Consider the following 24,235-nt stretch of genomic DNA (forward strand, 5'->3'; position numbering starts at 1 on the left):
CGCGATCTCCCACAGCCCGTCCGGAACAATCCAACTCCACGTACCCCGCCCCATGCACAGCCCAACGAGCGATCACCACATAGGACACGGTCTAACACCGTGTCCTACATGGTCAGTTGATAGTTGTGCTGGACATGGGGAGTGGGCGGTGGGGATGGATTGTTCCGGATGGCCATTGGGAGATCGCGAGGCCGCTACTGCCGCCGGCGCGGGTGCGTCCGCAGGGTGGTGGGGTCGCGAACATCGATGATGAGGCGGTCTTCGCTGCGATCATCTACGTGCTGGTCAGTGGCTGCGCCTGGCGGGCCCTGCCCCCGTGCTTCGGGGCGTCGAAGTCGACCGTGCATCGCCGGTTCCTCATCTGGTCCCGGGCTGGCGTGTGGGGGCAGCTGCACCAGAAGGTGCTCCAGCTGCTGCACGGCCAAGACCTGATCGACCTGTCGCGACCGGTCCTCGACTCGGCCCATGTCCGCGCTAAAAAAAGGGGGCGAACTTGCAGGTCCGAGCCCCGTGGACCGGGGCAAGCCCGGTTCCAAGATGCACATCCTGTCGGATGCGAACGGACTGCCCCTACGCGTCGGACTCTCCGCGGCCAACACCCACGACAGCCTCGCCCTGAAGCCGATGCTGTCCCACTTCCACATGGGACACGAATCCCATGCGACCGATTCCAAGCCCGGGCGTCTTCACGCCGACAAGGCATACGACATCCCTCACCTGCGGCGATGGCTATGGGGCAAGCACATCGGCGTCCGCATCGCACGCAAAGGCATCGACTCCAGCGAGCGACTCGGCCGCCGCCGCTAGGTGATCGAGCGCACGATGTCGTGGCTGACCGGCTACCGACGTCTCAACCACCGCTACGAGCGTCACCCCCGCAACTACCTGGCCTTCCTCGGACTCGCAGCCACCCTCTGCTGCTACAAGCGACTCCTCAAACTGACCATGTAGGACATCGTCTAAGTGCCAGCGAGTCAATTGAGCGAGGGCGATGGCTCAGGCCCGGTGGCGGCCTGGAGAACGGACAGCTCTTGGGGGCCGTCCCTTCCTCCTGGGGCGATATCTCCGCGCGGGACCAGATCGGCTCGTTCGCCGCCTATCTCACCGGTCCCGCCCGAGCTCTCCTCGATCTCGGGCCCCTGCCTCACTGGCTCACGTCCGACTCAACGGAATTCAGCGACGCAGATGTCGCGCGGTTGATCCGGACGGCCGTCGAATGCTTGGCGCAGATCATGGCCACCGCCCCCGGCCTGCGCACGTGGGGCCTGTACGCCAGACCGGCTGCCGAAGCAGCCTCCTTCAGCACCTCGGTAACGTTCCAGGAGGTATGGAGGGCTGTCTGCCGGCCCGCCCCCGGCAATCGCGCCCGCTACTCATCTCTGTGGCCGCTCCTGGACGCCCTTGTCCGAGAAGGCGAGCACGGCGATGGCCTCACCGGCGTCGCCGGCGCGGCCTTGGCGATTGACGCCAACCTGGCTCTTGCGGACGTGACGACAAGCCGCCAGCTGCCCGACGGCATTGATCTCCGCGTTGATGACCTTTGGCAACATGCAGGCATCTGGAGGGCACAACGACTGCCAGTGGATGACGTCCTCCGAGAACTCGACCCCCTCACCCCGGCCGGAATCGGGTTCATGGAGAGCCGCGGCTCACGCGTGGGTGACCCAGCGCCTCCAGCCCCATCGGCCCGGTCGAGTGAGGCGGAAGGCGGTGCGAGCCAGGTCACCGTCGTGCACATCGATGACGAGCTCATCGTCCTGTCAGTCGCAGTGAGCAAGGCTGATTTGACGGGCGGCAGGCTACGACTCACCCACGCCGTACTGGATCTGCTGCCACCCGGCGATCTGATCCTGCAACTCCACCACGACGGCTCCCCGCATGCGAACGACGAGGCGGAGCAGCATGTACACCGGCACCAAGACACGGTCCGTGTCGTCAGTTGGCCGATCGCAGTACCACCAGGGCTTCACCTGACCGTCGCGGCGGCGCGCGCCGGAAGGCGGCTGGTTGCCACGAGTCTTCGGCTGGCGAATCCCGTGGACGTCGCCGGCTTCGGGACCGTGAGCTGGGAATTCGACGAGGCACTCTTCTGCCTCGGCACCGGGTTGGACACCCCGCAGGGGACTCGGCAGAGTTGGCAGCCATGGGCGCCCTCGGTGGCCAGGGGATCATGGCGACCGGCCGTAGCTGCGTTGGAGCACCTCATCGTTGAGGCCCTCAAGCGAGACGGCGATCGGGGACTTGCAGACAGCCGCCAGCTCGACGGCCAGCGTCTCACGGCGGCCCTTTTCGGGCCGGACGTTCGTTCTGCGGCTCTGCTGTGGACCATCATCCACACCTGCGAAGACATGGCAGTACTCGGATTGCTGACCCAGACCGCGGGTCTTTCGCGCGGGCCGGACGTGTTCACGTGGTGGCCGTCCACACCTGAAGCGAAGGAAGCCCGAGCCGCGGCGGAATGGCGTGACAGTGGTTCGGGTCCGCCGCTCAGCCGTCGTTGGATTCGTCCTCAGCGACGTCGGCTGCCACCTGAACAACGGCCTTCGCTCAAGGCGCAGCTCGACTACGCCCGGTGGCGTGTAGAGGTGGAGGGTGTCGATGCCGATACCGCACTCCCGCCCGGCACAACCTTCGTGCACGGGCATCTGAAGGGGTCAGGGCCTGGGAAGCCGTGGCACCGACATGTACCGCAGGATCTGGAAGGCAACTCGGGAAACGGATGAGCAAGGTCAAGATGACGGCCAAACCGCGTACCAAGGCGATCGCCCCGCCTCTGCAACTGACCGAAGCGGTCAAAGATGGGCTCGAACGGCTGGGCGATCCCCTCGGTGATGTTCTCGCCCTACTCGATCAGTCCCGCCTGAGTGACCTGCTCAACAGAATGGGCAAGACTCGGCGGACCCGCCTACTGCAGCGACTGCACGTACCGGCCATGGGTCGACTCACACCCACCGTCTGCTCACACGCATTGACGCAGCTACATGCAAGTCGTCCTCCTGCGCAGCGGCTGCAGGATGCCGAAACACTTGGCAGCCCCCTCTTTGAGAGCCTCGCCCAGGCGCGAGCCGAATGGCTGGAGGGTCGCCGCAGCGGCGCCCTGGAGGAGAGCCTCGAGCAGGCCCCGCGCGACGAACTGCTCCTCGCGGCGATCGCCTTCTGGGACGCGGATCCCAGCCAGACTCACGTGCTCGCCTGGACCTTGCAGAATCGGGCATTGCCGTCCTGGCCCGCAAAGGAGGTGGAGACGCTCGCACGCTCATGTGCCCGGCTTGCCACAGAGTGGGGTGCGCTGTATGCGGTCGATGGGCTTTCCCCAGCCGAGGCGGCGACAGACCGGGCGACGCCTGGAGCAGGATGGCTCGGGATCGTTCTGGACAGCGCGCGCCAATGCGACGACGCCGCCGAACGGCTGGAAGCCCTGTTGGAGCAGGCAACCGGCTCCGCGCGACAAGCCTGGGAGTCTCTTGGCCGGCGCGTCCTACCAGACTCGGACGCTTGGGAGCCCGTCCAGGCACTCCACGCGATGGCAGGAGCGCTGGTATCGGCTCTGACAGCGATCGATCCTGCTAACGGATCTTCGTTTGAAGTCTCAGTTCGACTCGACAGCCTTATGACGGCTCTTCGCCACCGCGGAGACGAGCTTAGGGAGAGGGAAGAACTATCGTCTGGGCTTGCCCGTGTGCTGCATGTGGTGACATCCCAGCCTCATGCGGCGATCGACAGCCTTCGAGCCCAGGCAGACAGGCTCGCTGGGCAAGCAACCTGGTCCGAGGAAGACATCAACCTCGCCAGGCTGCTTACAGACGTCGTTGCTCTCTCCGACGCCGTCCATCGCGACGACGATCTAGGGGTGGAACGCCTGGACGAACGGTTGCGTGGGGCTCTGCCCGAGGAACTGCGCGCGGTCGTGCTGCTAGTAGTCCGCGGCAAGGCCTCATTCCCGGCCGACGCAGACATGGACCGGACCCTTCCCGCACCACGGGCACCCGCTGCCTCGATCACGCTGGCCGAGCACGAATCAGTTGATCCTGTGCTTCCCGCGACCCGTGGCGTATCGCGCGATTCACCGGAAGCGGACGATCCTCTTGGACTGGGCAACGCTACCGGCACAGCCGACCCTGCTGCTATCGAACCGTTGGTGAGCGACCTCCACGAGGTTCCCACCCCGGAAGGTTCCACCACCCTGGAGAACGACGGAGCCACCCGTGGTATGCCCGCAACAGTCGACGCTCAGGACTCGCTTTCACAAGAAAAGGAGCCGGACCGGTCCCACACCGTAAGAGTCTCGGATGCCGCTCAAGCCACGGCCTTCGAAGCCCCTCCGCAAGCGCCTCCGGCCATCCCTCAGCAGCAACCCTCCACTCCCGCGCCGGCCTCGAAAGATGAAAGCTCTACCCCGAGCATCATACTGGAGTGCCTAGGCCAGCACGAGATCGCCCTGGCATATCACGCAGCGCAGGCGAACGGCTTCGGCGAACTCGCCTCAACTCTCCGGCTGTTCGTCTTGGCCGAGACCATGCGCAGTGCGACCGGGGCCTGCACGGGCACCTTCCTCAACGAGTCGGCGACTCGCCTCACCGAACCAGACAAGGGCCTCGGCTCGGCTGATCTCTTGCTGCGTGCCGCGGCCTTCCTGCGTGTCTGCCTGGTCTGCGGAGATCCGGGAGTAGGCGAAGCCCTGCGTTTCATCGCCGACTACTTTCAAGGCATGCCGACGCTCCACTCCATGCTCACGACGGTCGCTGAAGTCTGCGCCCGAGGTCAACTGACCGCACAGACGTTCGGGCAAGAGATGAGCCGTCCCGGGCACGAGAATGATCCGAACGTCGATGTGACATCGGTGAGTGCTTTGGCTCGCGGAAGCCTCGCGGAGCCCCGCACACTGCACTTCCCACGAGCCAACGAAATCGTCCGTGCATGGTGGGCCGAGGACGGGTCCATCGGCTCGCTCTTGCATGCTGCGGCTGAAGACGACCGAACTCGACTCGACACGGTCCGCTCCCAACTCCTCGCCCTGCGCAAGCCGGAAGCACTGGGGAAACTACTCTCCAAGACCGACACCGCTTTGAAGGGGAAGTCGTCTTCACGGCTCCAAGGCGCAGCACGACGGCGGATCCTGCACTACGCGCAGGAATCACTGGAGATCGTGAACGAGTGGCTCACCTCCGTCCAAAACTCGGCGCCTGTAGCACCCCCGCCCATCTTCAGTCACCTGGCCGCCCGTCTGGCTCCGCTGGCCACTGATCTCGCGACGGAGATCCGCGCGTTGGGAGACACCCCGGAGTCCCCTCCCGATACTCTGCTGCCAACCGCCGCGCACCTGGCGCTCGCGTCCGTACGCGGGAGCATTGCCCTCCTGAGCACGGGGCAGCTCGCCGGCCCCGAGAGCGCGCCGAACATCGCACTCAACGTCGACCTGCTGCGATGCACCGACCTCGAGTTCGACGCTGAGCTCACCCCGCTGCGCGCCGTCACATCGGACGATGTGTCCAAAGCACGCGTCACCTCATGGGAAACGGCAGCACGCGACCATGCCTCCGCCGAGAACTACGCCACCGCCCGTACATCTCTGGAAATGTTCGAATTGCAGGGCGGCCGCAGCGAAGTCGTGAGCAAACTCCGAGGAGAACACCACCGCCTGCGTGCCGTCAGCCGACGCGAGGTGGAGGCTCTGAGCCTCACTGTCAGACACCGCGCGGAGACAGCAGCTCGCCTTGGCCAGTTGGAAGAACCAGGGCGCTCTCGAGTTTCGGCACGCCTGGAAGCAGTCAAACGGAACATCGGCGGAGACAACCTGGGAACCGTACGACGCGAGTGCACAGAAATCCTCGGACAGCTCGACATCCAGAGAGACGAGGAGCGCTCCAAGTTCCAGGCCAAGGCCACCCAGTTGCTCAACAACTCCGACGCCTCAGCATCCATGGCAGACAAGATCCGCGCGTTGATCTCCCAAGGAGACCTGGCGACCGCTGAGGAGTTCCTCTTGGCAGTGCGTGAGAGGAACGAGCCGCCGACCGTCGAGCCCGCCACAGACTTCGACGCCTTCTTTCCCACGGTCTGTGACGCGCTGGAGTCCGGCATCACGCCCGAACTCATCCGGGAGGCCGGCAACGGAGGGACCCACCGCGGACTGGACTTCTCGGCCCTGACACCCGCTCAGCGATCCCAGACCGCTGACGCCCTGACCGCCCTGCAGCAACTGCACACCCAGTGGAACACCTTCCGCACCCGCAAACACCACCTGAAACTCACTATGCGCCTGGCAGGCATCGAATACATCGACGAGACAGACGCGGGGCTCACGGGGCCAGCTACCCGGCGCTGGTTCGACATCACCGACGTGAAGCTGGTCGGACCCTGCCGCCTCCCACAGTTCGGCTCCGGCTCGGACGGCCGACTGCGGGTAATGACCACCAGATCCGTATCTGACGCCCGCACTCTGTTGGGTTGGATCGAACAGGACGTCAGCCAGCTCCCCGTGCTCGTAGTGGTAACCGGGTCGCTGGGGGTCGCACAGCGGCAGGCCCTCGCCCGCGAATGCGTGTCTCGACGGGACAAACCAGTCCTCGTGCTCGACGCGTCCGCCCTGGCATTCCTGGCCGCCCGCGGCACCGGCCTGTTCGCCACCACCGAACGCGTCCTTGCGCCCTTCAGCGCAGTCACTCCCTACTTCCCGGAAGCGAGCGACACGCTGCCCGCCGAGATGTTCTACGGCCGCAGCGATGAACTGTCGGCCGTCCTGGACTCCCAAGGTTCGAGCATCCTGTACGGCGGCAGGCGGCTCGGAAAGTCCGCACTGTTGAAGGCGGCAGCCGCACGCTACAGAAGAACACGACATCACGTCAGTCTTTACATCCCCCTGCCCTCGGGAATGGGCCTGACCCCGGGAGACATCTGGGACCTGCTCGCGCGCAGCCTGCATCAATCCGGCATCGCCGAACGGCGCGCCCACAGAGCCAGCACCATGCATCAGGTCGAGGAAGATGTCGATCGCTGGCTCCAGCACGACAAGGCACGCAAACTACTCATCCTCTTCGACGAATGCGACGAATTCTTCGACGGGGACGCTCGCGAAAATTTCGTACACACCACCGCCCTACGCAACCTCATGAGTTCCAGCGGGCGAAGGTTCAAACCGGTATTCGCCGGCCTTCATCAGGTTCAGCGCTTCGCCTCACTTCCCAACCAACCGCTGGCCGGCGCTCACTTCGGAGAGCCCCTGGTGATCGGCCCACTCAGCCCGGGAGCCGCCTACCGGCTCCTCCACGATCCCATGCAAGTACTCGGCATCCGCTTCGAGAGCGACACCCTGATTCACCGCGCCCTCGCCTACGCGAACTACCACCCGAAGATCATCCAGCACATCGGGCTCGCACTGGTACTTGAGACACACAGCCGACGAACCCTCGCAGAGGGACCACCCTGGACGATCGACGAGGAGACCCTGGAACGAGTCATCGGGTCCACCTCACTCGTCAAAAGCATCCGGGACACCGTCCGCCTCACTCTCCACCTCGACCCGCGGTACAAACTCATCGCACTCGCCCTGGCATTGCACGCATACCGCCACGGAGTGGACCAGCCCATCGCAGGCCGCGAACTGCGCACCGAGTGCGCCGAATGGTGGCCAAAGACCCTCTCCGTCACTCCGCCCGACGAATACCGCGCGCTACTCGAGGAAATGGCCGGACTGGGCGTCCTCGCCGCAGACGATTCCGGATGGCGTCTACGCTCAAGCAACGTACTGAGGCTTCTGGGCAGCCCCGCCAGCATCGAGGAAGAGCTGTCCTCCCAGGAGGGCGAAGCCGTCACCGCTCTGTCTGCGGCACACTCACGCAGGCCGCTCCCGGGCGGACTCATCAGCCCGTTGACCGAGGCGCAGATCGCAGATCTGACCAGGCGCCGCAACGGCCTCAGAATCGTGATCGGCACCAGAGCCGCAGGGCTCGAAGATGTCGAAGCAGCGCTTACTGGCCAACAGGAACGCGTCACGAGCATCGCGCCCCTGATCATCCCCAGCTCACCGAAGGACTACCGCAAGGAACTGCAGGCGGGCCGGCCCGGCCGCCAGCACCGGATCATCGTCAGCGACACCCGAGGCTTCGGCCCCAGTGCCTTGCGCCAGTCGCTGGACCAGGCGCTGACACTCCAGCCCCCGGAGGGAGTGAGCCGCTGCGTGGTGGCACTCCTGGACCCCTCCCAGATGGACCATCTGCGTGAGTTGACCAACGCGGACGAGGAAAACATCGTCCTCCTCCAGCTCACCACCGCAGACGGGCTCCGTAGCTGGACCTCCAGCGAGGACCCAATGACGCCCTACTACGAACCGACGCAACGAGCTGCGCTCCTGGAGGCCACCGGCGGATGGCCGATTGTCCTCAACCACCTCCTGACACTGGCCGTCAAGGGATACACACCGCGGAAGGCTCTCGCACAACTCAAAGACGAGATCAAAGCCAGTGAAGGTGTCCGCCTGCTGGAAGCAACCGGTCTGACCGAGGTCGTCGCACTTCACCCTTTGATGCACCAGTTGGTCGCAGAATTCGATGCCCCGCTCCCTCTCGACGACCTCCACGAACTACTCCACCCCGACTATCCCAACATCCACTTCCTACTGACCACGCTGCGCCGGATGAACGTCCTCGTGAATGCCGATGCACAAGGCCTCGCGGTAGAGCCGATCCTCGCTGCCGCATGGCGTCACCACGGGCCACATTGATCCGAGACGATGCGCCCTCGCCGGACCCTGGGCCCGTTGAAACTGCGCCACGTCCATACCCCAAACACGGCGCCTCCTCCAGTCGGCCGCCACGGTGTCGTCTCCGCCTTCCGGCGGCGGAGACGACGCGGCACCCGCTCTTCGATAGTGTCACCCCCTATCTCCCGCCCCTCCCTCTACACAGGGAGGACCGAGCAGTCAGCGACGTCAGCTTCTCCGTCATCATCGTCGCTGTCGCCGGCCTCGACGGCACCTGACCGCTTCCGTGCTGGTACGGGAAGCTGTCCGGGCTCAGCCACGAATACCGACGGTCTGTGGGACATGCGCTTGGTCCAGGACACAGCGGGTGCGGCGTCCCGCATAGGCTCCGCTGCTGAACCAGCGTGCCCGGGCCCCGGCCCTGCGCCAGAGCCCCGAGCGTCGGCGGGACGGACTAAGGGGGTGCGTAGGGCTCGGGCGTGTTGTTGGGCCGAGGGGCTGGCGTCCGGGCCGGGCAAGGAGGAATAGAGACTGAACGGAGCACCTTGAGCGACCGCGGATCCTGCCCGGCCCACGTCGCCGTCTCCGGGACGCCATAGGAGCCAGGCTTCACCGTGGAGCGTACTGGGCGACCTCTGGGACCGGATCGAGCCGCTGCTGTCGAAGAAGGAACGCCGCTTTCATTACCCCGGCCGTCTTCCGGTCCCGGACCGCCAGGTGCTGTGCCGGATCCTGTACGTCCTGCACACCGACATCTAGTGGGAACACCTCCCACAGGAGCTCGGCTTCGGCTCTGGGCTGACGTGCTGGCGCCGGCTGCCGGACTGGGCGTAATTGTGCTGGCCATCCTTGCTCAACGTGGTGCCCGCCCAGAGTCTCGCTCGTGCCCGGTCGCGCCCCGAGAGCTGTTGTTCGTCAAGGCGCGGTACCCGGAGAGCCGCGCCGTCTTGCATCGCCCTCACCGATTTACCCTCCCCGGCCTGCGGCGCACAGCTCGAACAATGCCCCTCACCGCAGGCTCGTCCGTGGAAGAGTTCCGTCATGGCGATAGAAAGGTTCCGGGATTTGTGCCTGGCAATGGACACTGCCGCGATGAGCAACTGGAAGAAGATCGAGCATGCACGTCGCATGGGGCTGAAGTACGACGAGACGACCTCCACGCAGGAACTGCTCCTCACATTGCAGACCGAGGTATCCGGACTGCTGACCTACCAGTACACGCAGCAACAGGAGACCCGATCTGGTGCCGACTGGGAGTGGTGGCTCGGCAGTGATGAGGTGGGCTGGATCTGTCTGCGCATCCAGGCCAAGCGCGTCTACGAGGACTACCGCTACCAGATGCTCTCCCACCACGGTGCAGAGGAAGGCACCTTCCAGTACGACACGTTGATCAACGGCTGTGACCCTGACCAGGCCCGCTACGGGTTTCATGTCTTCTACAACGGCTGGCCCGAAGGCACCTTCGAAGAGGGCACCCACTGGGCGCCGCCCGCCGAGTGGAACGCCTGCCCGAACCGGAAGTCGTACAAGGAATGCGGGCACGTAGAACCGCGTCACTACGGCTGCGCCATCATCTCAGCTGCGGAGGTGAAGAGGCTCAGCGACGGCGACATGGGTAAGTCCGTCGCGGAGAGATTCCGCATTCAGAAATACCTCTCTGCAGCCGTCCCTTGGTCGTACGCCCTTGGCTTCCCGCCCTATACCAAGGATGTAGAGGAGCGATGGCCGCGAACGCTAGACCGCGGCGACTGGGTGGACCGCGTGCACGGCACGCTCGAAGTGTTGACCCGGCGCGGGGGCGTCCGTGGCGCCCGAGACGCCTCGTTGCACCTCGGGGAGATTCCGATCGAGCGTGAGCAGCGGACCTTCGAGCTTCCGACCTACGTCGAAGTCATGCGCAGCAGAACTCCAGGTCTCTTCGTCCCGGCTTCCGAGGACGAGGTGCCCGCCGCACCCCAGACTGTGATCGTCGAGCAGAAGTGGCCGCGCAAGCGGACCTAAAGGGTGTTGCACAAGACCGTGATCTGGGCATCTCCGGTGTATGGCTGGGGTGTTGAGGTCTGAACGGGTGTGGGTGGAGACGTTCACGGGGTTGCGGGTGGAACAGTTCGGCCGGCTGCTCAAGGCGGTCCGGGACCGGGGCGGCAACGGCACCCTGCGGGGCTGGCCGTGGAGCCTGACGCGGGCCGAACGAGTGCTGATCGTGGCCGTGTACTACCGCACGAGCCTGACCATGCGGCAGCTGGCGCCACTGTTCGGGATCTCCTCCTCGATCGTGTGCCGGGTGATCCAACGGCTGGGACCGCTGCTGGCATTGGAGCCCGATTCCCGGCCGAACGACGCGGCGGACCGGCTGTGGATCGTGGACGGCACGCTCCTGCCGGTCCGCGACCGGCACGTCGGCACGTGCTCACGCAACTACCGGTTATCGGCGAACGTGCAGGTCATCGTGGATGCCGACACCCGCCTTGTGATCGCCGCCGCCCGGCCCGTGCCGGGCACCACCGCGGACGCGCACGCCTGGCGCGCGTCCGGCCTGGCCGAGCACTGCGAAGGTGTCACCCTGCTCGGCGACGGCGCCTACCTGAACTGCGGGATGGTCACCCCTCACCGCAAGCGCCCCCGACGGGCCCAGCTGCCGGGCGAGGAGGCCGACAACGCCGCGCACCGCGCCGTCCGTGCCCGGGTGGAGCACGTGATCGGCCGAATGAACAACTCCAAGATCCTCCGTGACTGCCGGCAGTACGGCGACGGCCTCCACCACGCCGTCCAAGCCGTCGCCCAGATGCACAACCTCGCCCTCGCATCATGACCAGAAGACCGTGTTCGCGAGCCCTGACCTGCCCGAACACGGCCCTGTGCAACACCCTTTAGTCGGGCTCTGCGATGGATGAGCGGACTCGATCGCGGGCAACTGGCCGAGGAGTGGATGGCCGTAGCTCCTGATCGTTGGACTACCAGACGTCGTGTGGTTCTCCCTCAGCGGTGAGACCGTACATCTTCAACTGCTCGGCCTTGTTCGGCTGGTCCGGGAACAGGTGCTCACCGAGTTCGCCGTGAGTGACGATGGTGTAGTCGCCGCTGTCGACAGCGGCGAACAGGGCCTCGCGGGCTTCGTACTCCCTCCCCATGCGACTCAGGAGCTGTCCCCACAAGCGGCGTGCGTCTTGGTGATGAGCCGCTGCAGCTTCCATGAGCGCGAACACCTCGTCGGGAATGCTCTCCAGCGGGGGCAGTCCCTCCTCAGTTGTTTCGAGTCGCTCGTACATCCACAAGGCCAGTTCGTACTGTGCCCAGTGTTGCCGGTCTCTCATGGCCAGAATGTGGGCGATGTCTTCAGCGGCGTGGCGTGCACTGGGGATCTTGTGTAGATGCCGGACGACGGTCCGCACGGCCCCGTGCCGGCGCTGACGGCGTGCTCTGCTGAGCAGTGCGAGTGCCTCGCGTCGGCGCTCGGGCCACAGTTCCATGAACAGCTGGAACAAGAAGTGTGAATCGGTTTCTGCTGCCGAACGTTTGAGGGCCGCTGCCTCCTGCTGATCCTCCGGGCGGTCCAGGAAGTCGAGCAACATGCCCAGAGCGGCAGCGAACTTCGCGGCGACGCCGGCATCCAGGAGTTGCCGGGCCAGGTCCCGCTCCCCTTGCTTGCTCAGCTTGGAAGGCCACGCGCACAGACGTGAGGGCACGTCGAAGGCCCTGGCCACGAGGGCATGCCAGCGGGGTCCGCCGGTGTGCGCGAGCCTCTTCAGTTCGTGCAGCGCGTCCGCGTCGCCCTCCGCCGCCTCATGCAAGAGTGCCGCTGGATGCTCCTGCTGGGCTTCTGAAGCATCCGCTACCCGCGCCACCGCGGCCGCCTCATCCAGCTGGCCGAGATCCTCGTACATCATGACGAGGGCGGTCCTAGCAAGCGCGTGGCCTGCCTCAGCAGCGCGCTCGAGCAGCGCCGTCGCGAGTTCGACACTCCTCTCTCGGTACTCGGCGTCCACCTGCCCCGTCGCGACATAACTGATGTCGGTGCCCAGATGAAAGGCACTTTCGCCGCCGTCCTCAATCGGTTCGCACAGCGCAAGGAGCTCGTCGATTCCGCGCCGTGTGTGGATCATTCCCGTTTCGCTATAGAGGACGCAGAGGTCACTGAACGCCGGTGTGTGGTGACGCTCGAGTGCCTTGATGTAAAGATCACGAGCGATCTTGAACCGGGCGCTGGAGAAGGCTGCGGTGCCCAACTTCGCATAGGAGAGACCGCCGAGATCTGCCGTCAGCGCGGCCTGCCAGAAGGGGGAAGGAGGGGCGGTGAAGGCACGCTCCTCGGCAATGTGCTGCTCCAGATAGTCATTGAGGTCGCATCGATCCGGGTCCGGTCCGATGCCGTCGGGGTGCAGGACGGGTGGCAGCGCAGGGCACACGCCATGGCAGGGTTCTCGTGCCCAGGCGAGTGCGGTTGCTGCCCAGTCGCCGACGAGTTTCATGCGTGCGTGCGAGGTCAGGTAGCCGGGTGCTGCTGCGGTGAGGGTGCGCAATGGAATGGGTTCGCGCACTCCGAGTCGGCGGAGGTCAGCTGCTGCGGTCACCAGGGCTTTGCCGGGGTGGTCGCTGCGGCGGTAGCGGTGCATGAGTTCTACGGCGGCGGCCAGCGTCTGGGTCAACTCCTTGGTACCACGGGCGCTGTCTACCGCCTGCACCCACTGCGGGTCGGTGACCCGGCGTTGGAAGTCATCGAGCTCGCGGTCGGTGAAGGTGTCGGGGACGGTGACGCGGTGGCTGGCTTGAAGAAGCGTCCGGCGCCGAGCAAGGCGGTCCTGCCCCTGGGAGGCAGGGGCGGCGCCGGTGAGCATTTCGTAGTGGCCGGGCCAGATGGTGACCACGATCGCCAAGTGGCTCACGGCATCTTTGAGCGTCAGGAGCAGAGCGGCGGCGTCCTCGCCGTCCCGATCGGCAAGGACAGTGCTGTGGGCGTCGTCGAGCCAAATGATGGTTCGTGGCCTGACCAGCCCCTTTGCTGCCGCCTGCCTGAGGCCGTCAGCTGAGTGAGGATAGAGCAGCGCCCAGTCGTGCAGCTCTGTACCGGCGCCTTCGTAGGCTGCGCGTGTTTTCCCGGCACAGGAGTTTCCCTCGATCACAACGACTGAGGAGGAGCCGTTCCTGATCTTTCTCAGGCACTGACGCAACTCGAGGTCGTGGGCCCGCTCGACGTACGGGGGTAGCCCCTCCCCGACGGATGGTTTGACACTGAGTTCACCCACTTCCCAGGACGCGAAGGACTTGCTGACAGCTGGCAGCGGAGGCGCCGACGTGTGGGAGGGAGGGAAGTTGTAGATGACGACCTTCTCGGCCGCCATAGAACGATCCTGCGCAAAGATCAAACGCGCATCAGAGGGGAGCTGAGCCAGGTCCGGAAATACTGGCGCCTGGCTGGAGGTGGCCGTGGCTTCGTTCAGCTCTGTGCCGAAGTCGGCTAGGAAGGGGAGCCGATGCTTGCTCCGCCGTTGATGATGGCTGCAGCGATGGAACCGCCTTCGGCCTTGATACTCATGTTTCCGGCCACTGAGACTCCACCGTCGCCCGACTGCGCGCCAACGGCCCGTGCGTGCTCCTCAAGGAGAGACCTCAACTCCTCGAGAGCAACTGCTTGTTGGTCGCCGTCCCAGTCACTGTAGGCATCCTCGAACCGGCCGACCCAACGCTCATGCTGACTATTGAGTACGCCCTCGCCTTCCGGACCTTCGGGAGCAGCGCCAAGCACGTCAGCCGTGCGGTCCAGGCGGCTGAGGACGGTTTGCTCGGCATCATCGTCCCCCCGGGAGAACCACCGCGCTACAGCAGCCTTGATGCCCTCGCCCGTGCCGGCCTTGAGGGCCTGGAGGAGCCAGGTGACCGAGTCGTCGAAGAGCTGTGACGGGTCAAGATTCACGTGAGTTCCCCTGCTTCTATGGTGATGTCGGCACATTAGCGCCTGAACTCAAGTGTTGGTCAAAGATTCATCGGAATCACGTGGTCACCAGGCGCTACCAGCGTCAGCAGCAAGCACGAGGGGGCAGGAGATCCGCTGCAAGGCGGCGTGCTGCATCGTCCGCCGGGGTGAGCGCCGCCCTGCTCCTGGTCGCCGCTCCTGCTTCCGCCGCCGTGGCGTCCGAACGTTTCCGCTGCGACTCATTGACCGCCGAAGGCCGAAAGGCGACCGACTTCCTCAACGGCCGACCCGGCGCCGCCGCCTGGACATCTGAACCCGCCGACCCGTGCTCGGCAAACGGGGGAGGTCCCCGGCGGAATCCAGCTCGTCGCACTGCCGATCACAGCGCCGGTCCGAGGAGGCCCCGCCCAGCAGCAACACCTTGCGCAAGCCGAGACGGACCAAGATCCGGACCATTTCCGGACCAGACCCCTCCAGCGAGCCGCACCAACTGCTGTTTCCCCTGGTCAAGTTGGGTGCAACTGCTGTACCACCAGCAGACGAAGAATCTCCTCGTCTCGTACTCGCCGAAAAAGCTCGGCTTCTTCTAGGAGCACGAAAAACGGCGCCTGACCTGGGCTTTTGCCCGTCAGGCGCCGTCGGCTCGGCCCGCTCGACGCGGACATTGATTTTTGCCGTTCCTCCCAGTTCCTCCCACCCGTATCCCACTCCAGACCGGCTGTTCCGGACCAGTCACGGACCAAACCGCGCTCACCGGGTGGGTGGGCCGCCCTGACTCACGCGGTCCCATTCCTCCATGGACTGCTCGATGAGACGGTTGGCCTGCTCCTGCACACCGTCCAGGAACTTGGTGTAGTACTTGAACAGGACATGGATGCTGTGACCGGCCCGCCGCGCACATTCGGCAGGGTCGACACCCGAGTGGAGCCAGAACGAGATCCCAGCATGCCGAAGGTCGTACGGCCGCTTCGCCAGGCCGGCGCCGAGCTCCGTGCGGGTCAGGACGTACTCCCGCGCTCTCGACCACGTGATGCCGTACGCCGCCGCTTCCACGTAGTTGCCTGCCAGGTTCTGGAATAGCCGCCCGTCCGGGGCGACGCCGAAGCGCTCGATGTGGTCAAGCAGGATGCGAACGAACTGCGGCGGAATGGGCACAGGTCGGGTAGCCGTCGCGGCACAACGCTTGAGCGAGTGGACTTCGTAGACCTCGCCGTCGTCCGACCAGTCTTTGCCCGCGGTGACAACGCCGCCTGTCAGGTTGAGCAGGCCCCAGCCGGTCTCGGGCAGGTGGCACTGTTCGAGACGGAGGTGGATGACCTCAGCCGGCCGCATGGCCGCGAAGTACATGCAGCCGAAGAACGCCTCGAGATGGGGGCCACGGCCCCGCTGCTGTCCCACCGCCGACAGCAGGCGAGCAACCTGGAGGGGATTGGGGACGGATGCCGGGTCGACCTCATCCTCGACCGACGGAGGGTTCCACCTGATCCCCGCAAGAGGGTTGTCGACGAAGTAACCATTCTCCACGGCCATGTTGAGGACTTCGCTGAATGCCGACCTCTTCCGGCGCGTGGTCTTGGCAGCAGCAGGCTTGCCGTCGAGCTTGAGGCTCAGCGTGGGCACTGGATCTGCTCACCGGCACTCCGATTTGCCGTCGGCATCACCTGCATTGCCCGGAGGCTTCCTGCCCGTCGACTCTCCGAGGCTGAGATTGCGCACGCGCCCGAGACCCTCCCGAACCAGTCACGGACCAAACTCCCGCCCGGGGTGAGGCAGTCGACAATCTGCTTGCATGTGCCTCCCACGACATGCCGGTTCAGCTCCTGGCTCCCGACGACAGCGCCCTCCCCGCGGAGGCGCTGCTGGAGCAGTGGGACCACGAGAACCTCACCTGTACGTGACCTCGCACTGTCAGGTCGTCGCCAACGCGGCCGTGATCAGGTCCCGGGCAGCCTGGCCGTAGCCCCAAGAAGCTCTGGGTCTGCCGGAGCCTCAAGCGGGGTGCCTGGAACGCCCGTTGACCTCCAAGCGTCCCAGGGCGACACCCGCGATCAGCGGCCGCGTTCGATGCTCTGCGTCACCGAATGACCTCTGGGTGACCCGACAGGCACCATGACGCGGACCGGGGTCCGCGGCAATGCGTAGGAGACGGCGCGCTGAAGGTTCGGGGGCCTGGGTGCTGGGGCGGTTCCGCTCCGCGCTCTCACCGCCCAGCGGTGAGAGCGGCTTTGAGGAAGGCGCCGCCTTGGCGGACGGCGGCCTTGGTGGGCGGACTGTCGCGAAGAGCGTTGAGCGACGCGAAGTCGTGGACTGTTCCGAGGTAGCGGACGGCGGTCACAGCCACTCCTGCTTGCTGTAGCCGGCGCGCGTACTGTTCCGCCTCGTCCCGGACGACGTCGGCCTCAGCCGTGACGACCAGTGCGGGGGGCAACCCCGCGAGCTCGGTGGTTGTCGCCCGCAGCGGGGAGGCCGTGGCTTCGGCTAGTTCTCGATCGTCGTCCGTGTACTGCTGCCAGTACCAGTCCAGGGCCTTGGTGGTGAGGAGGTAGCCGGACCCGAAGTGTTTCCGCGAGGCGGTGTCACAGTGCGGGGCGGTCGTCGGGTAGTAGAGCACTTGCGCGCGCAGGCGAGGGCCGCCGCGTTGCTTGGCCATGAGGGTGAGCGCTGTGGCCATGGTGGCACCCGCGCAGTCGCCGGCCACCGCCAGCCTTCGACCGTCCAGTGCGAAGTCCGGGGCGGTCTCGGTCAGCCAGGTCAGTACGGCGTACAGCTCTTCGAGTGCTACCGGGTACCGGGCCTCGGGAGTGCGCGTGTACTCGGGAACCACGAACACGGCGCCACTGGCGGTCACGAGTTCGCAGATCATCCGCGCGTGGGTCTGCGCGTCACCGAGCATCCACCTGCCCCCGTGTACGTAGAGGACCCAGGGCAGGGGGCCGCTCCGCGCTGCGGGGCGGAAGGTCCAGAAGCCGACCAGTCCGGAGGGGCCGACGGGCGCGGCCCAGAACTCGGCGTCCACCGCGAAGTCGTCCAACAGGTGCCCCTGGGCTTCCAGGAGTGCTTCCCGGCCGTCGAGCGGGCCGAGCTGATGCAGGTACGGAGGGTCCGCCGAGGCGTCGACCAGCTTTTGGACGACGGGGTCGAGGACCACGGCCGGGCGCTCGGGTGGACCGGCTCCGTCGGTGACGGGCTCGTACTCCACGCGCCTCACCTCCATTCCTCATAGCGATCGGAACGTCATCCGCCGGTCGGCTTGCCTTCGGTCACAGGACACCGAGGACGTCGCGGAGTTGATGGCGGCTGCTGACGCCGAGCTTCGGATACACCTGGTAGAGATGTGAGCCGATCGTGCGGGGGGACAGCTGGAGCTTCTCCCCGATCTCCTTGTTGCCCAGGCCCTGCGCCGCCAGACGTACGATCTGCTGCTGCTGGGCGGTCAGTTCCGACAGCGGATCGGGCCGGTCGGACGGAGCGGCGACGCCGCTCGCCCGAAGCTCGGCGCGCGCCTCGTCGGCCAGGGCGGAGGCACCGAGCCGGGAGAACGCTTCCATGGCCGAGGTCAGGATCGGGCGGGCGTCCAGCGGGCGCCGACGCCGGCGCAGCCACTGGGCGTAGTGCAGCCGGGCCTGCGCACGGGCGAGCGGCCACTGGTCGCCGGCCGGGTTGACCAGGGCCAGGCGGAAGTGGTGCTCAGCCTGCGTGGGGTCGCCGACGAGCGCGGTGGCGTGGTGTAGGAGCAACGTCATTCGGGTGGTCGTATGCGGTCCCAGCGCCTTGCGTACCGCCGCGACGACGGGCTCGATCTCCGCCTGCTGTCCGGTCCGCTGGGCGACGGCGGCGAGGTCGGCGATGGACCCGTGAGAGAGGAAGTAGTGCAGGGGGGTGCCGTCCTGGCGAAACAGCCGCCGGAAGTGGCGCAGGGCCCCGTCGTAGTCGCCCGCTGCCGCCGCGACGGTGCCTGCCGCGCGCAGCAGCCGTGCGTGGGTGGCGGTGTTCTCCACCAGGTTGACCGCCGTCCAGGCGGGATCCGTCACGATCCCGGCGTCGGTGGAACTGCCTCGCAGGGCTTGGAGGGTCACTCGGAGGGCTTCGATGTCGACTTCGATGTGCTTCATCTTCTGGACGGCCGCCAGGGTTGCCGCCTCGTCCAGCAGCTCGTCGGCCTCTGCCCACCGGCCGACGTCGATCAGGGCGGAGCACATGGCCGACAGGGCGATCGCGCCCGTTCCGATGGCTCCGTACGAACGGAGCATGGCGAACGCCCGCCGGAAAGTGTCCACGCACAGCTCGGACTCGTCGGCCCACCAGGCGACCGCGCCCAGCGTCTGCAGTCGGATCATTTCTGCAATGCCCGTCAGCGGCTCCAGCAAGCTCGGCCGCCGGGTTCGGCTCAGCAGGGCAGGGGCGTGCCTGACCGGATCCGCTTCGCAGAGGATGACAGCCCGCAGAGCGTTGACGGCTTCGTCCGCGACCAGCTCGGAAAAGGGCGTACTGACGGCGCTGGTCTCGATGGCGTCGAGGAGGGGAACCAGAGGGCGCCTGACCTCGGACAGGCCTGACTGGAAAGCGACCGCTCCGATCACGGCGGTTACCGCGAGCGTCGTCCTGGCGTCCTGCGGCAGGTCTGGTTCCAGGGCGCCCATCAGGAGCTGGAAGGCTTCCCGCTGATGGCCGGACATGGAAAGAGCCAGACCGGCCCCGTTCGCCGCGACGCCGAGCAGGTCGCGGTCCTCGGTCAGTGTGGTGACCTTGGCATGGAGCTCGCGTACCCAGAAGGTGTCGCCCGCGTTGTTGGCGGCTCTCAGTGCCTTGGCGTATCGGCGTGCCCGATCCTCCAGGGCGGGACTGCACTCGGCGGATCGTTCGAGCGCCCGTGCGGCCGCGTAGAACCCACCCCGCTGTTCGACGAGTTCGGCGGTGTCCTCCAGCGTCGCCGCAACGGATTCGTCCTGGCCGATGCAGGCCGCGGCCAGGTGCCAGGCCTGGCGCGCCGGATCGTCCTGATGCATGGCTGCGAGGTCGACGTGCGCTCGCTGCCGCAGGTGCGCCGGGGCGCCCTGGTAGGCGCCCGCGCGCACGAGCGGGTGCCGGAAGCCCACCTGGCGGCCCGCGATCGTGATCAGCCCGGCGTCCTCCGCGGGCTCCCATACCGACAGGTCGGCGTCCACCCCCGCTGCGGACATGATGGTCTGCAGGTCCTCCTGGTCCGAGGAGGCCGCCGCGTAGAGCACCATCCGTTGGGTGATGGCCGGCAGCGCGCGCAACTGGGCGGCGAACATCTCCTGGATCCGCTGGGTCTGGGGCAGTGCGCCGTCTGCCTGGCCGAGAGGGCTGCCCGATCGCACAGAACGGCACAGTTCGATGATGGCCAGAGGATTGCCGTCAGCCTGCTCGAGAACCTCACTCCGGGCCCTGCCGGTGGGGGAATCGGGCTGGGCGTCCAGAAGGCGGGCTGCCGCTTGGACCGTCAGCGGTCCCAGTGAGAGGACGGGCAGGTGTGCGACAGCGGGGTCCGGAGGCGTCAGTCCCCTGGCTGCGAGGAGCACCGTCACCGGCTCGGCCGCGAAACGGCGGAGCACGAACCCCAAAACGTCGAGGGAGTCCCGGTCGAAGAGCTGGACGTCATCGCCGAGCATCACGACAGGTCGACGGCGCGAGGCCTCGACCAGCAGCGTGAGGACGGCGACGCGCAGCAGCATCGGCTCTGCGGGTCTGGTGATCGGGGCGAGGCCGAACGCGGTCTCCAGAACCTCCCTCAGGTGGCCCGGGAGATCGGCCGCGCCCGGAATGAGGGGAAGCAGCAACTGGTGGAGGGCTGCGAACGACTGCTCCGACTCGCCGTCGAAACCTTGAGCCCGCAGTACATGCGCTCCGGTCACCCGCGCATGCTCGGCAGCGACCTCCAGCAACGACGTCTTGCCGCTCCCCGCCTCGCCCGTGACGAGCAGGGCCCGCGGGGTACCGCGCCCCTGCTCGATCGCGTCCAGGATCCGGCCGACCTCCGATTCCCGGCCCGCGAGCCCACCTACGGGCTCCCGGCTCATGGTGCTCTGCCTAGTGCCCACGGCGTGCCCCAGTCGACAGCAGTCGGGGAACGGGCCCGCAGGTAGGCCCGATCAGCTCGTTCATGGTGTGGATCCCTCGTCCGGCAGCGTCCGAAATGCCCTGCGCTCCCGGCCCCATACCAGAAGATGAAGCATACTAATGCCTCATTGGGTCCATGAATGGCGGCCCTTTCTGCCGAGATCGTCATGGGGCAGATAGGCAGGCAGGCCGAACTCATCAGGCCGGATTGCGCGATGACCCCCAACACGGCTGCCATGGAGACGGGGCGGCGCCTCTCCACGCAGGCTGCTCGCCTCGGCGCCGCGTGAGCGCCGCCGGGCGTGACGTACGGACCAGTCGACTGACTGATGCGCCTGCGCCGGTCTCCCGGCAGGCTGGGGCACAGCCAGATCCGATCTGCAGTCCGGCCCCCGACCAGCGGGATTCACTCCGGCAGCGTAGGCAAGCGACTCTCGTACGGATCTTCAACCGAGCGCCCGTTCCAGGAGGAAGTCCGTGCCCACTGTTGTCTCCACCGAGCCGCTGACAGCTGCCGACCGGGCGGAGCGCTGGCACGAGGTGGTCTCCGGCACCTTCATGCCGATGGACGTGAATCTGCTGGAGCGCAAGCCGTCGCCCGGAACGATCGTCAGCAGCCGGCTCGGCACCCTGCACATCTCCCGCGTTCAGGCGGGACCACAGGTAGTGAAGCGCACCAAGCGCCACATTTCGCGCGACGACCGCGCGTCCCTGATCGTCAGCCTGCAGCAGCAGGGCACCGCGACGAAGGAGCAGGACGGGCGGGAAACCGTCATAGGGCCGGGTGAATTCTCCATCAGTGACTCGTCCCGACTGTTCCGGATCAAACTCGAAGAAGAATTCACATTCACCTCGTTCCACTTCCCTCGCGAAGAACTTCACGTGCGGGACGAGGATCTGCAGGCGTTGACCGCCACCACCTTCAACGGCGAGGAGGGGAGCGCCGCGCTGGTGGCGACCTATCTTGCGCGTGTGGCGCGTGAAGCCGAGGGGTTCGACGAGGGCGTCGGCCGCCGGGTCGCCGCCACCGCACTCGATCTGATGGTGATGCTCATCGACGAACGCCGCGGACGAGCTGCCTCCGAGGGCGTGCATGTCGCCGCTGCCTCTCTTGAGCGCGTGAAGGAACACGTCCTGCGCAACCTCGGTGATCCCGACCTGTCACCGTCAAGGATCGCGGAAGCGCATTTCATGTCGGTCCGCTACCTGCACAAGCTGTTCCAGCTCGAGGACCTGACCGTGGGCGGGTGGATCCGAATGCAGCGACTTGAACGGTGCCGCCGGGAACTCCTCCGGCCCAGGGCCGCGCAGGCGGGGGTGGCGGCAATCGCCCAGCGCTGGGGTTTTGTGAGCCCCAGTCATTTCAGCCGGGTCTTTCGCGCGGCCTACGGTATGACGCCCCGCGAATGGCAACTCCAGGGTCGATCCGGAGCACACTGTGGTGACATCGACGGTGCGCCGACGGAAAAGTGACGTAACGCGGCCGCCCCTAGCGTGGTGATCAGGAAGGTATTCCCACCCCCGCAAGGAGCTGCAGATGTCTGATGCGACGACTCGTGTCGAGCCCTTGCTCGAACCCGAGGCTCTGGCGTTCGCCGCGGCGACGGCGAACCCGCCGTACCTGTTCGACTTGGATCCGGTCGAGGGTCGCAAGGCCGTGGACGAGGTACAGTCGGGTGAGGTCGAACTGCCGGCGATCGACGAGGAGTGGATCACCGTCGCGGGTGGCCCCACCGGCATGGTCCGGACGAGGATCGTGCGGCCGACGGGATCCACCGGCCCGCTGCCGGTGATCCTCTACCTCCACGGCGGCGGCTGGGTCTTCGGCAACGCCCGCACCCATGACCGTCTCGTCCGCGAACTGGCAGTGGGCGCCCGCGCCGCGGTGGTCTTCCCCGAGTACGCCCTGTCGCCCGAGGCCCGCTACCCGGTGGCCATCGAGCAGAACTACGCCGTCGCCCAGTGGATCACCACCCAGGGGGCCGACAAGGACCTGGACGGCACGCGACTGGCCGTGACCGGCGACTGCGTGGGGGGCAACATGAGTGCGGCGCTGACTCTGATGGCCAAGGAGCGCGGCGACGTGGTTCTGCTCCAGCAGGTCCTGTTCTGCCCGGTCACCGACGCGAACTTCGACACCGACTCGTACCACCAGTTCGCCACCGGCTACTTCCTGCGCCGCGACGGCATGCAGTGGTTCTGGAACCAGTACGCCCCCAGCGAGGTGGACCGCGCGCAGATCACCGCCTCCCCGCTGCGGGCCACCACCGACCAGCTCATCGGCCTGCCACCGGCCCTGATCATCACGGCCGAGGCCGACGTTCTGCGCGACGAGGGTGAGGCATACGCCGCCAACCTCCGCAGCGCGGGCGTAGCCGTGACCGCCGTTCGCGTCCAGGGCGTCATCCACGACTTCGTGACGCTCCATCCTCTACGCTCCACCCAAGGGGCCCAGACCGCCATCGGTCTGGCCATCGACACCCTCCACGGTGCGCTCCACCCGGCCTGACGCGCTGCGAGCGGCACGGGGCGCGCCCGTACGGAGTCGCCTGCTGCCAAGCGAGTCCGCTCTGGAGCGGCTCCTTGCCCTTCATCGTCCGGACTGGCCCGCCCGGTAGGTGTGGGCCGCCGCACGGACGTCCCGCCGTCGGCCCCTTCGCGGTCCTGGGACCGCTGACCGCCATGGGCCGATCCCACCTTTGGTGGTGCTCCCGGCGGCGGGGCTCGTCGTCGTGGCACAGCGCCACATCACCACGGGACCCGCCGCCGGAGCGGAGCACTGAGGAGGGCGCCGACCGGCCCGGTCAGAGCGTCCGGCGAACACCCGCCTGGCGTTCCAGATTGCGCAGTTGGACGGACAGGTCGCCCTCCAGCGCCAAGTGGGCGGGTCCGCTGCGGCCGATGGGCAGGACCTCCTCGCTGCGCATGTCCTCCAGCATCAGGGCGAACGCCGCATACATCGCCACCAGTGCCACCACGAGGCCGAGGGCGCCCGACGTGCGCGTCAGCCATTCGGCGCCCGTGATCCCCGCGAGGCCCGTGGCCGCCCAGCGGGGAGCGGAGACCACGAGGACCAACCACAGCGCCCGCTTGGGCCGGGTCACGGCGATCATCAGTGTCCCGAAGCAGAGCAGCGCCAGGTTGAACACGCCGAGCACCTCGAGGCCGTCGGGAGCCTCGGTGAGCATGACGAGCGCGTACGGCAGCCAGCTGCCGGCGAACACCGCCATCAGGGTCGCCGCGATCACGTCGCGCGCTCCGAAGGCCAGGTAGCTCACCAGGAGTTGGAGGACGAAGGCCGGCAGCACGGTGAAGGCGACCGCGCCGCGGGCCGTATCGTCGAAGACGCCGAGCTGGAGACAGCCCGTCATCACGGACGCGATGGCGATCGTGAAGAAACCCAGCGACATGGGTGAGGCGATGGGCCGCAGAGTGATCCGGGTCATGGACCGCAGGTCGGGCTCGAAGCGGCGACCGCCGACCGCCGGGGCGGATTCGGGACCGGGGCTGGGGTCGAGGTCGGGCTCGGTGTTCATACGGGTTCC

Annotated in this window: 12 protein-coding genes and 2 pseudogenes; 8 read left to right on the forward strand and 6 right to left on the reverse strand. The window is 66.6% G+C overall.

Annotated elements, in window-relative coordinates:
- The first annotated feature begins 134 nt into the window (after nucleotides 1–134).
- From ACIBA9_RS27635 to ACIBA9_RS27660, 6 genes and pseudogenes are all read left to right on the forward strand, one after another.
- A pseudogene (locus tag ACIBA9_RS27635) lies at nucleotides 135–951 on the forward strand (IS5 family transposase).
- Between the two features lie 80 nt (nucleotides 952–1,031).
- Complete coding sequence (locus ACIBA9_RS27640) at nucleotides 1,032–2,723, forward strand: hypothetical protein (protein WP_399367086.1); 1,692 nt, start codon at nucleotides 1,032–1,034, stop codon at nucleotides 2,721–2,723.
- Nucleotides 2,720–8,719, forward strand: coding sequence for a hypothetical protein (locus ACIBA9_RS27645; protein WP_399367088.1), 6,000 nt, complete (start codon nucleotides 2,720–2,722; stop codon nucleotides 8,717–8,719). The genes ACIBA9_RS27640 and ACIBA9_RS27645 overlap by 4 nt, the downstream gene beginning before the upstream one ends.
- Before the next feature lie 603 nt (nucleotides 8,720–9,322).
- A pseudogene (locus ACIBA9_RS27650) lies at nucleotides 9,323–9,526 on the forward strand (transposase); the annotation flags it as partial.
- Between the two features lie 264 nt (nucleotides 9,527–9,790).
- Nucleotides 9,791–10,699, forward strand: a complete 909-nt coding sequence (locus tag ACIBA9_RS27655; RefSeq protein ID WP_143204063.1) for a DUF6615 family protein — start codon at nucleotides 9,791–9,793, stop codon at nucleotides 10,697–10,699.
- Nucleotides 10,700–10,739: 40 nt separating this feature from the next.
- Entirely contained in the window at nucleotides 10,740–11,510 is a 771-nt protein-coding gene (locus ACIBA9_RS27660) for a transposase family protein (protein WP_399367090.1), read from the forward strand.
- Between the two features lie 142 nt (nucleotides 11,511–11,652).
- On the opposite strand, the gene ACIBA9_RS27665 is transcribed toward ACIBA9_RS27660, so the two are convergent.
- From ACIBA9_RS27665 to ACIBA9_RS27685, 5 genes are all read right to left on the reverse strand, one after another.
- Nucleotides 11,653–14,037, reverse strand: coding sequence for a hypothetical protein (locus ACIBA9_RS27665; protein WP_399367092.1), 2,385 nt, complete (start codon nucleotides 14,035–14,037; stop codon nucleotides 11,653–11,655).
- A 116-nt stretch (nucleotides 14,038–14,153) separates the two neighbouring features.
- Nucleotides 14,154–14,609, reverse strand: a complete 456-nt coding sequence (locus tag ACIBA9_RS27670) for a hypothetical protein (RefSeq protein ID WP_251098568.1) — start codon at nucleotides 14,607–14,609, stop codon at nucleotides 14,154–14,156.
- 750 nt (nucleotides 14,610–15,359) lie between these two features.
- Nucleotides 15,360–16,229 carry a tyrosine-type recombinase/integrase gene (locus ACIBA9_RS27675; protein ID WP_399367095.1) on the reverse strand — a complete coding sequence of 290 codons (870 nt, stop codon included), beginning with the start codon at nucleotides 16,227–16,229 and terminating at the stop codon, nucleotides 15,360–15,362.
- 580 nt (nucleotides 16,230–16,809) lie between these two features.
- Nucleotides 16,810–17,808 carry an alpha/beta hydrolase gene (locus ACIBA9_RS27680; protein WP_399367097.1) on the reverse strand — a complete coding sequence of 333 codons (999 nt, stop codon included), beginning with the start codon at nucleotides 17,806–17,808 and terminating at the stop codon, nucleotides 16,810–16,812.
- A gap of 61 nt (nucleotides 17,809–17,869) precedes the next feature.
- Nucleotides 17,870–20,650: a helix-turn-helix transcriptional regulator gene (locus ACIBA9_RS27685; protein WP_399367099.1), complete on the reverse strand. Its 2,781-nt coding sequence runs from the start codon at nucleotides 20,648–20,650 to the stop codon at nucleotides 17,870–17,872.
- Between the two features lie 517 nt (nucleotides 20,651–21,167).
- Here ACIBA9_RS27685 and ACIBA9_RS27690 point away from each other — a divergent pair.
- On the forward strand, nucleotides 21,168–22,163 hold the full coding sequence (locus tag ACIBA9_RS27690; protein ID WP_399367101.1) for a helix-turn-helix domain-containing protein: 996 nt from the start codon (nucleotides 21,168–21,170) through the stop codon (nucleotides 22,161–22,163).
- A gap of 64 nt (nucleotides 22,164–22,227) precedes the next feature.
- On the forward strand, nucleotides 22,228–23,199 hold the full coding sequence (locus ACIBA9_RS27695) for an alpha/beta hydrolase (protein WP_399367103.1): 972 nt from the start codon (nucleotides 22,228–22,230) through the stop codon (nucleotides 23,197–23,199).
- A gap of 295 nt (nucleotides 23,200–23,494) precedes the next feature.
- Here the strand turns inward: ACIBA9_RS27695 and ACIBA9_RS27700 are convergent, their stop codons facing one another.
- The gene (locus ACIBA9_RS27700; RefSeq protein ID WP_399367105.1) at nucleotides 23,495–24,226 is read right to left on the reverse strand and encodes a GPR1/FUN34/YaaH family transporter; all 732 of its coding nucleotides are present in this window, start codon (nucleotides 24,224–24,226) and stop codon (nucleotides 23,495–23,497) included.
- Nucleotides 24,227–24,235 lie beyond the last annotated feature (9 nt).

Origin of the sequence: Streptomyces sp. NPDC051452 (assembly GCF_044454765.1) — a bacterium.
Taxonomy (GTDB): Bacteria; Actinomycetota; Actinomycetes; order Streptomycetales; family Streptomycetaceae; genus Streptomyces.

Coding starts and splice junctions, on each gene's coding strand:
- ACIBA9_RS27645 (WP_399367088.1), top strand. CDS start 2,720: ATGAGCAAGGTCAAGATGACGGCCAAACCGCGTACCAAGGCGATCGCC.
- ACIBA9_RS27695 (WP_399367103.1), top strand. CDS start 22,228: ATGTCTGATGCGACGACTCGTGTCGAGCCCTTGCTCGAACCCGAGGCT.
- ACIBA9_RS27665 (WP_399367092.1), bottom strand. CDS start 14,037: ATGGCGGCCGAGAAGGTCGTCATCTACAACTTCCCTCCCTCCCACACG.
- ACIBA9_RS27655 (WP_143204063.1), top strand. CDS start 9,791: ATGAGCAACTGGAAGAAGATCGAGCATGCACGTCGCATGGGGCTGAAG.
- ACIBA9_RS27660 (WP_399367090.1), top strand. CDS start 10,740: ATGGCTGGGGTGTTGAGGTCTGAACGGGTGTGGGTGGAGACGTTCACG.
- ACIBA9_RS27685 (WP_399367099.1), bottom strand. CDS start 20,650: ATGAGCCGGGAGCCCGTAGGTGGGCTCGCGGGCCGGGAATCGGAGGTC.
- ACIBA9_RS27700 (WP_399367105.1), bottom strand. CDS start 24,226: ATGAACACCGAGCCCGACCTCGACCCCAGCCCCGGTCCCGAATCCGCC.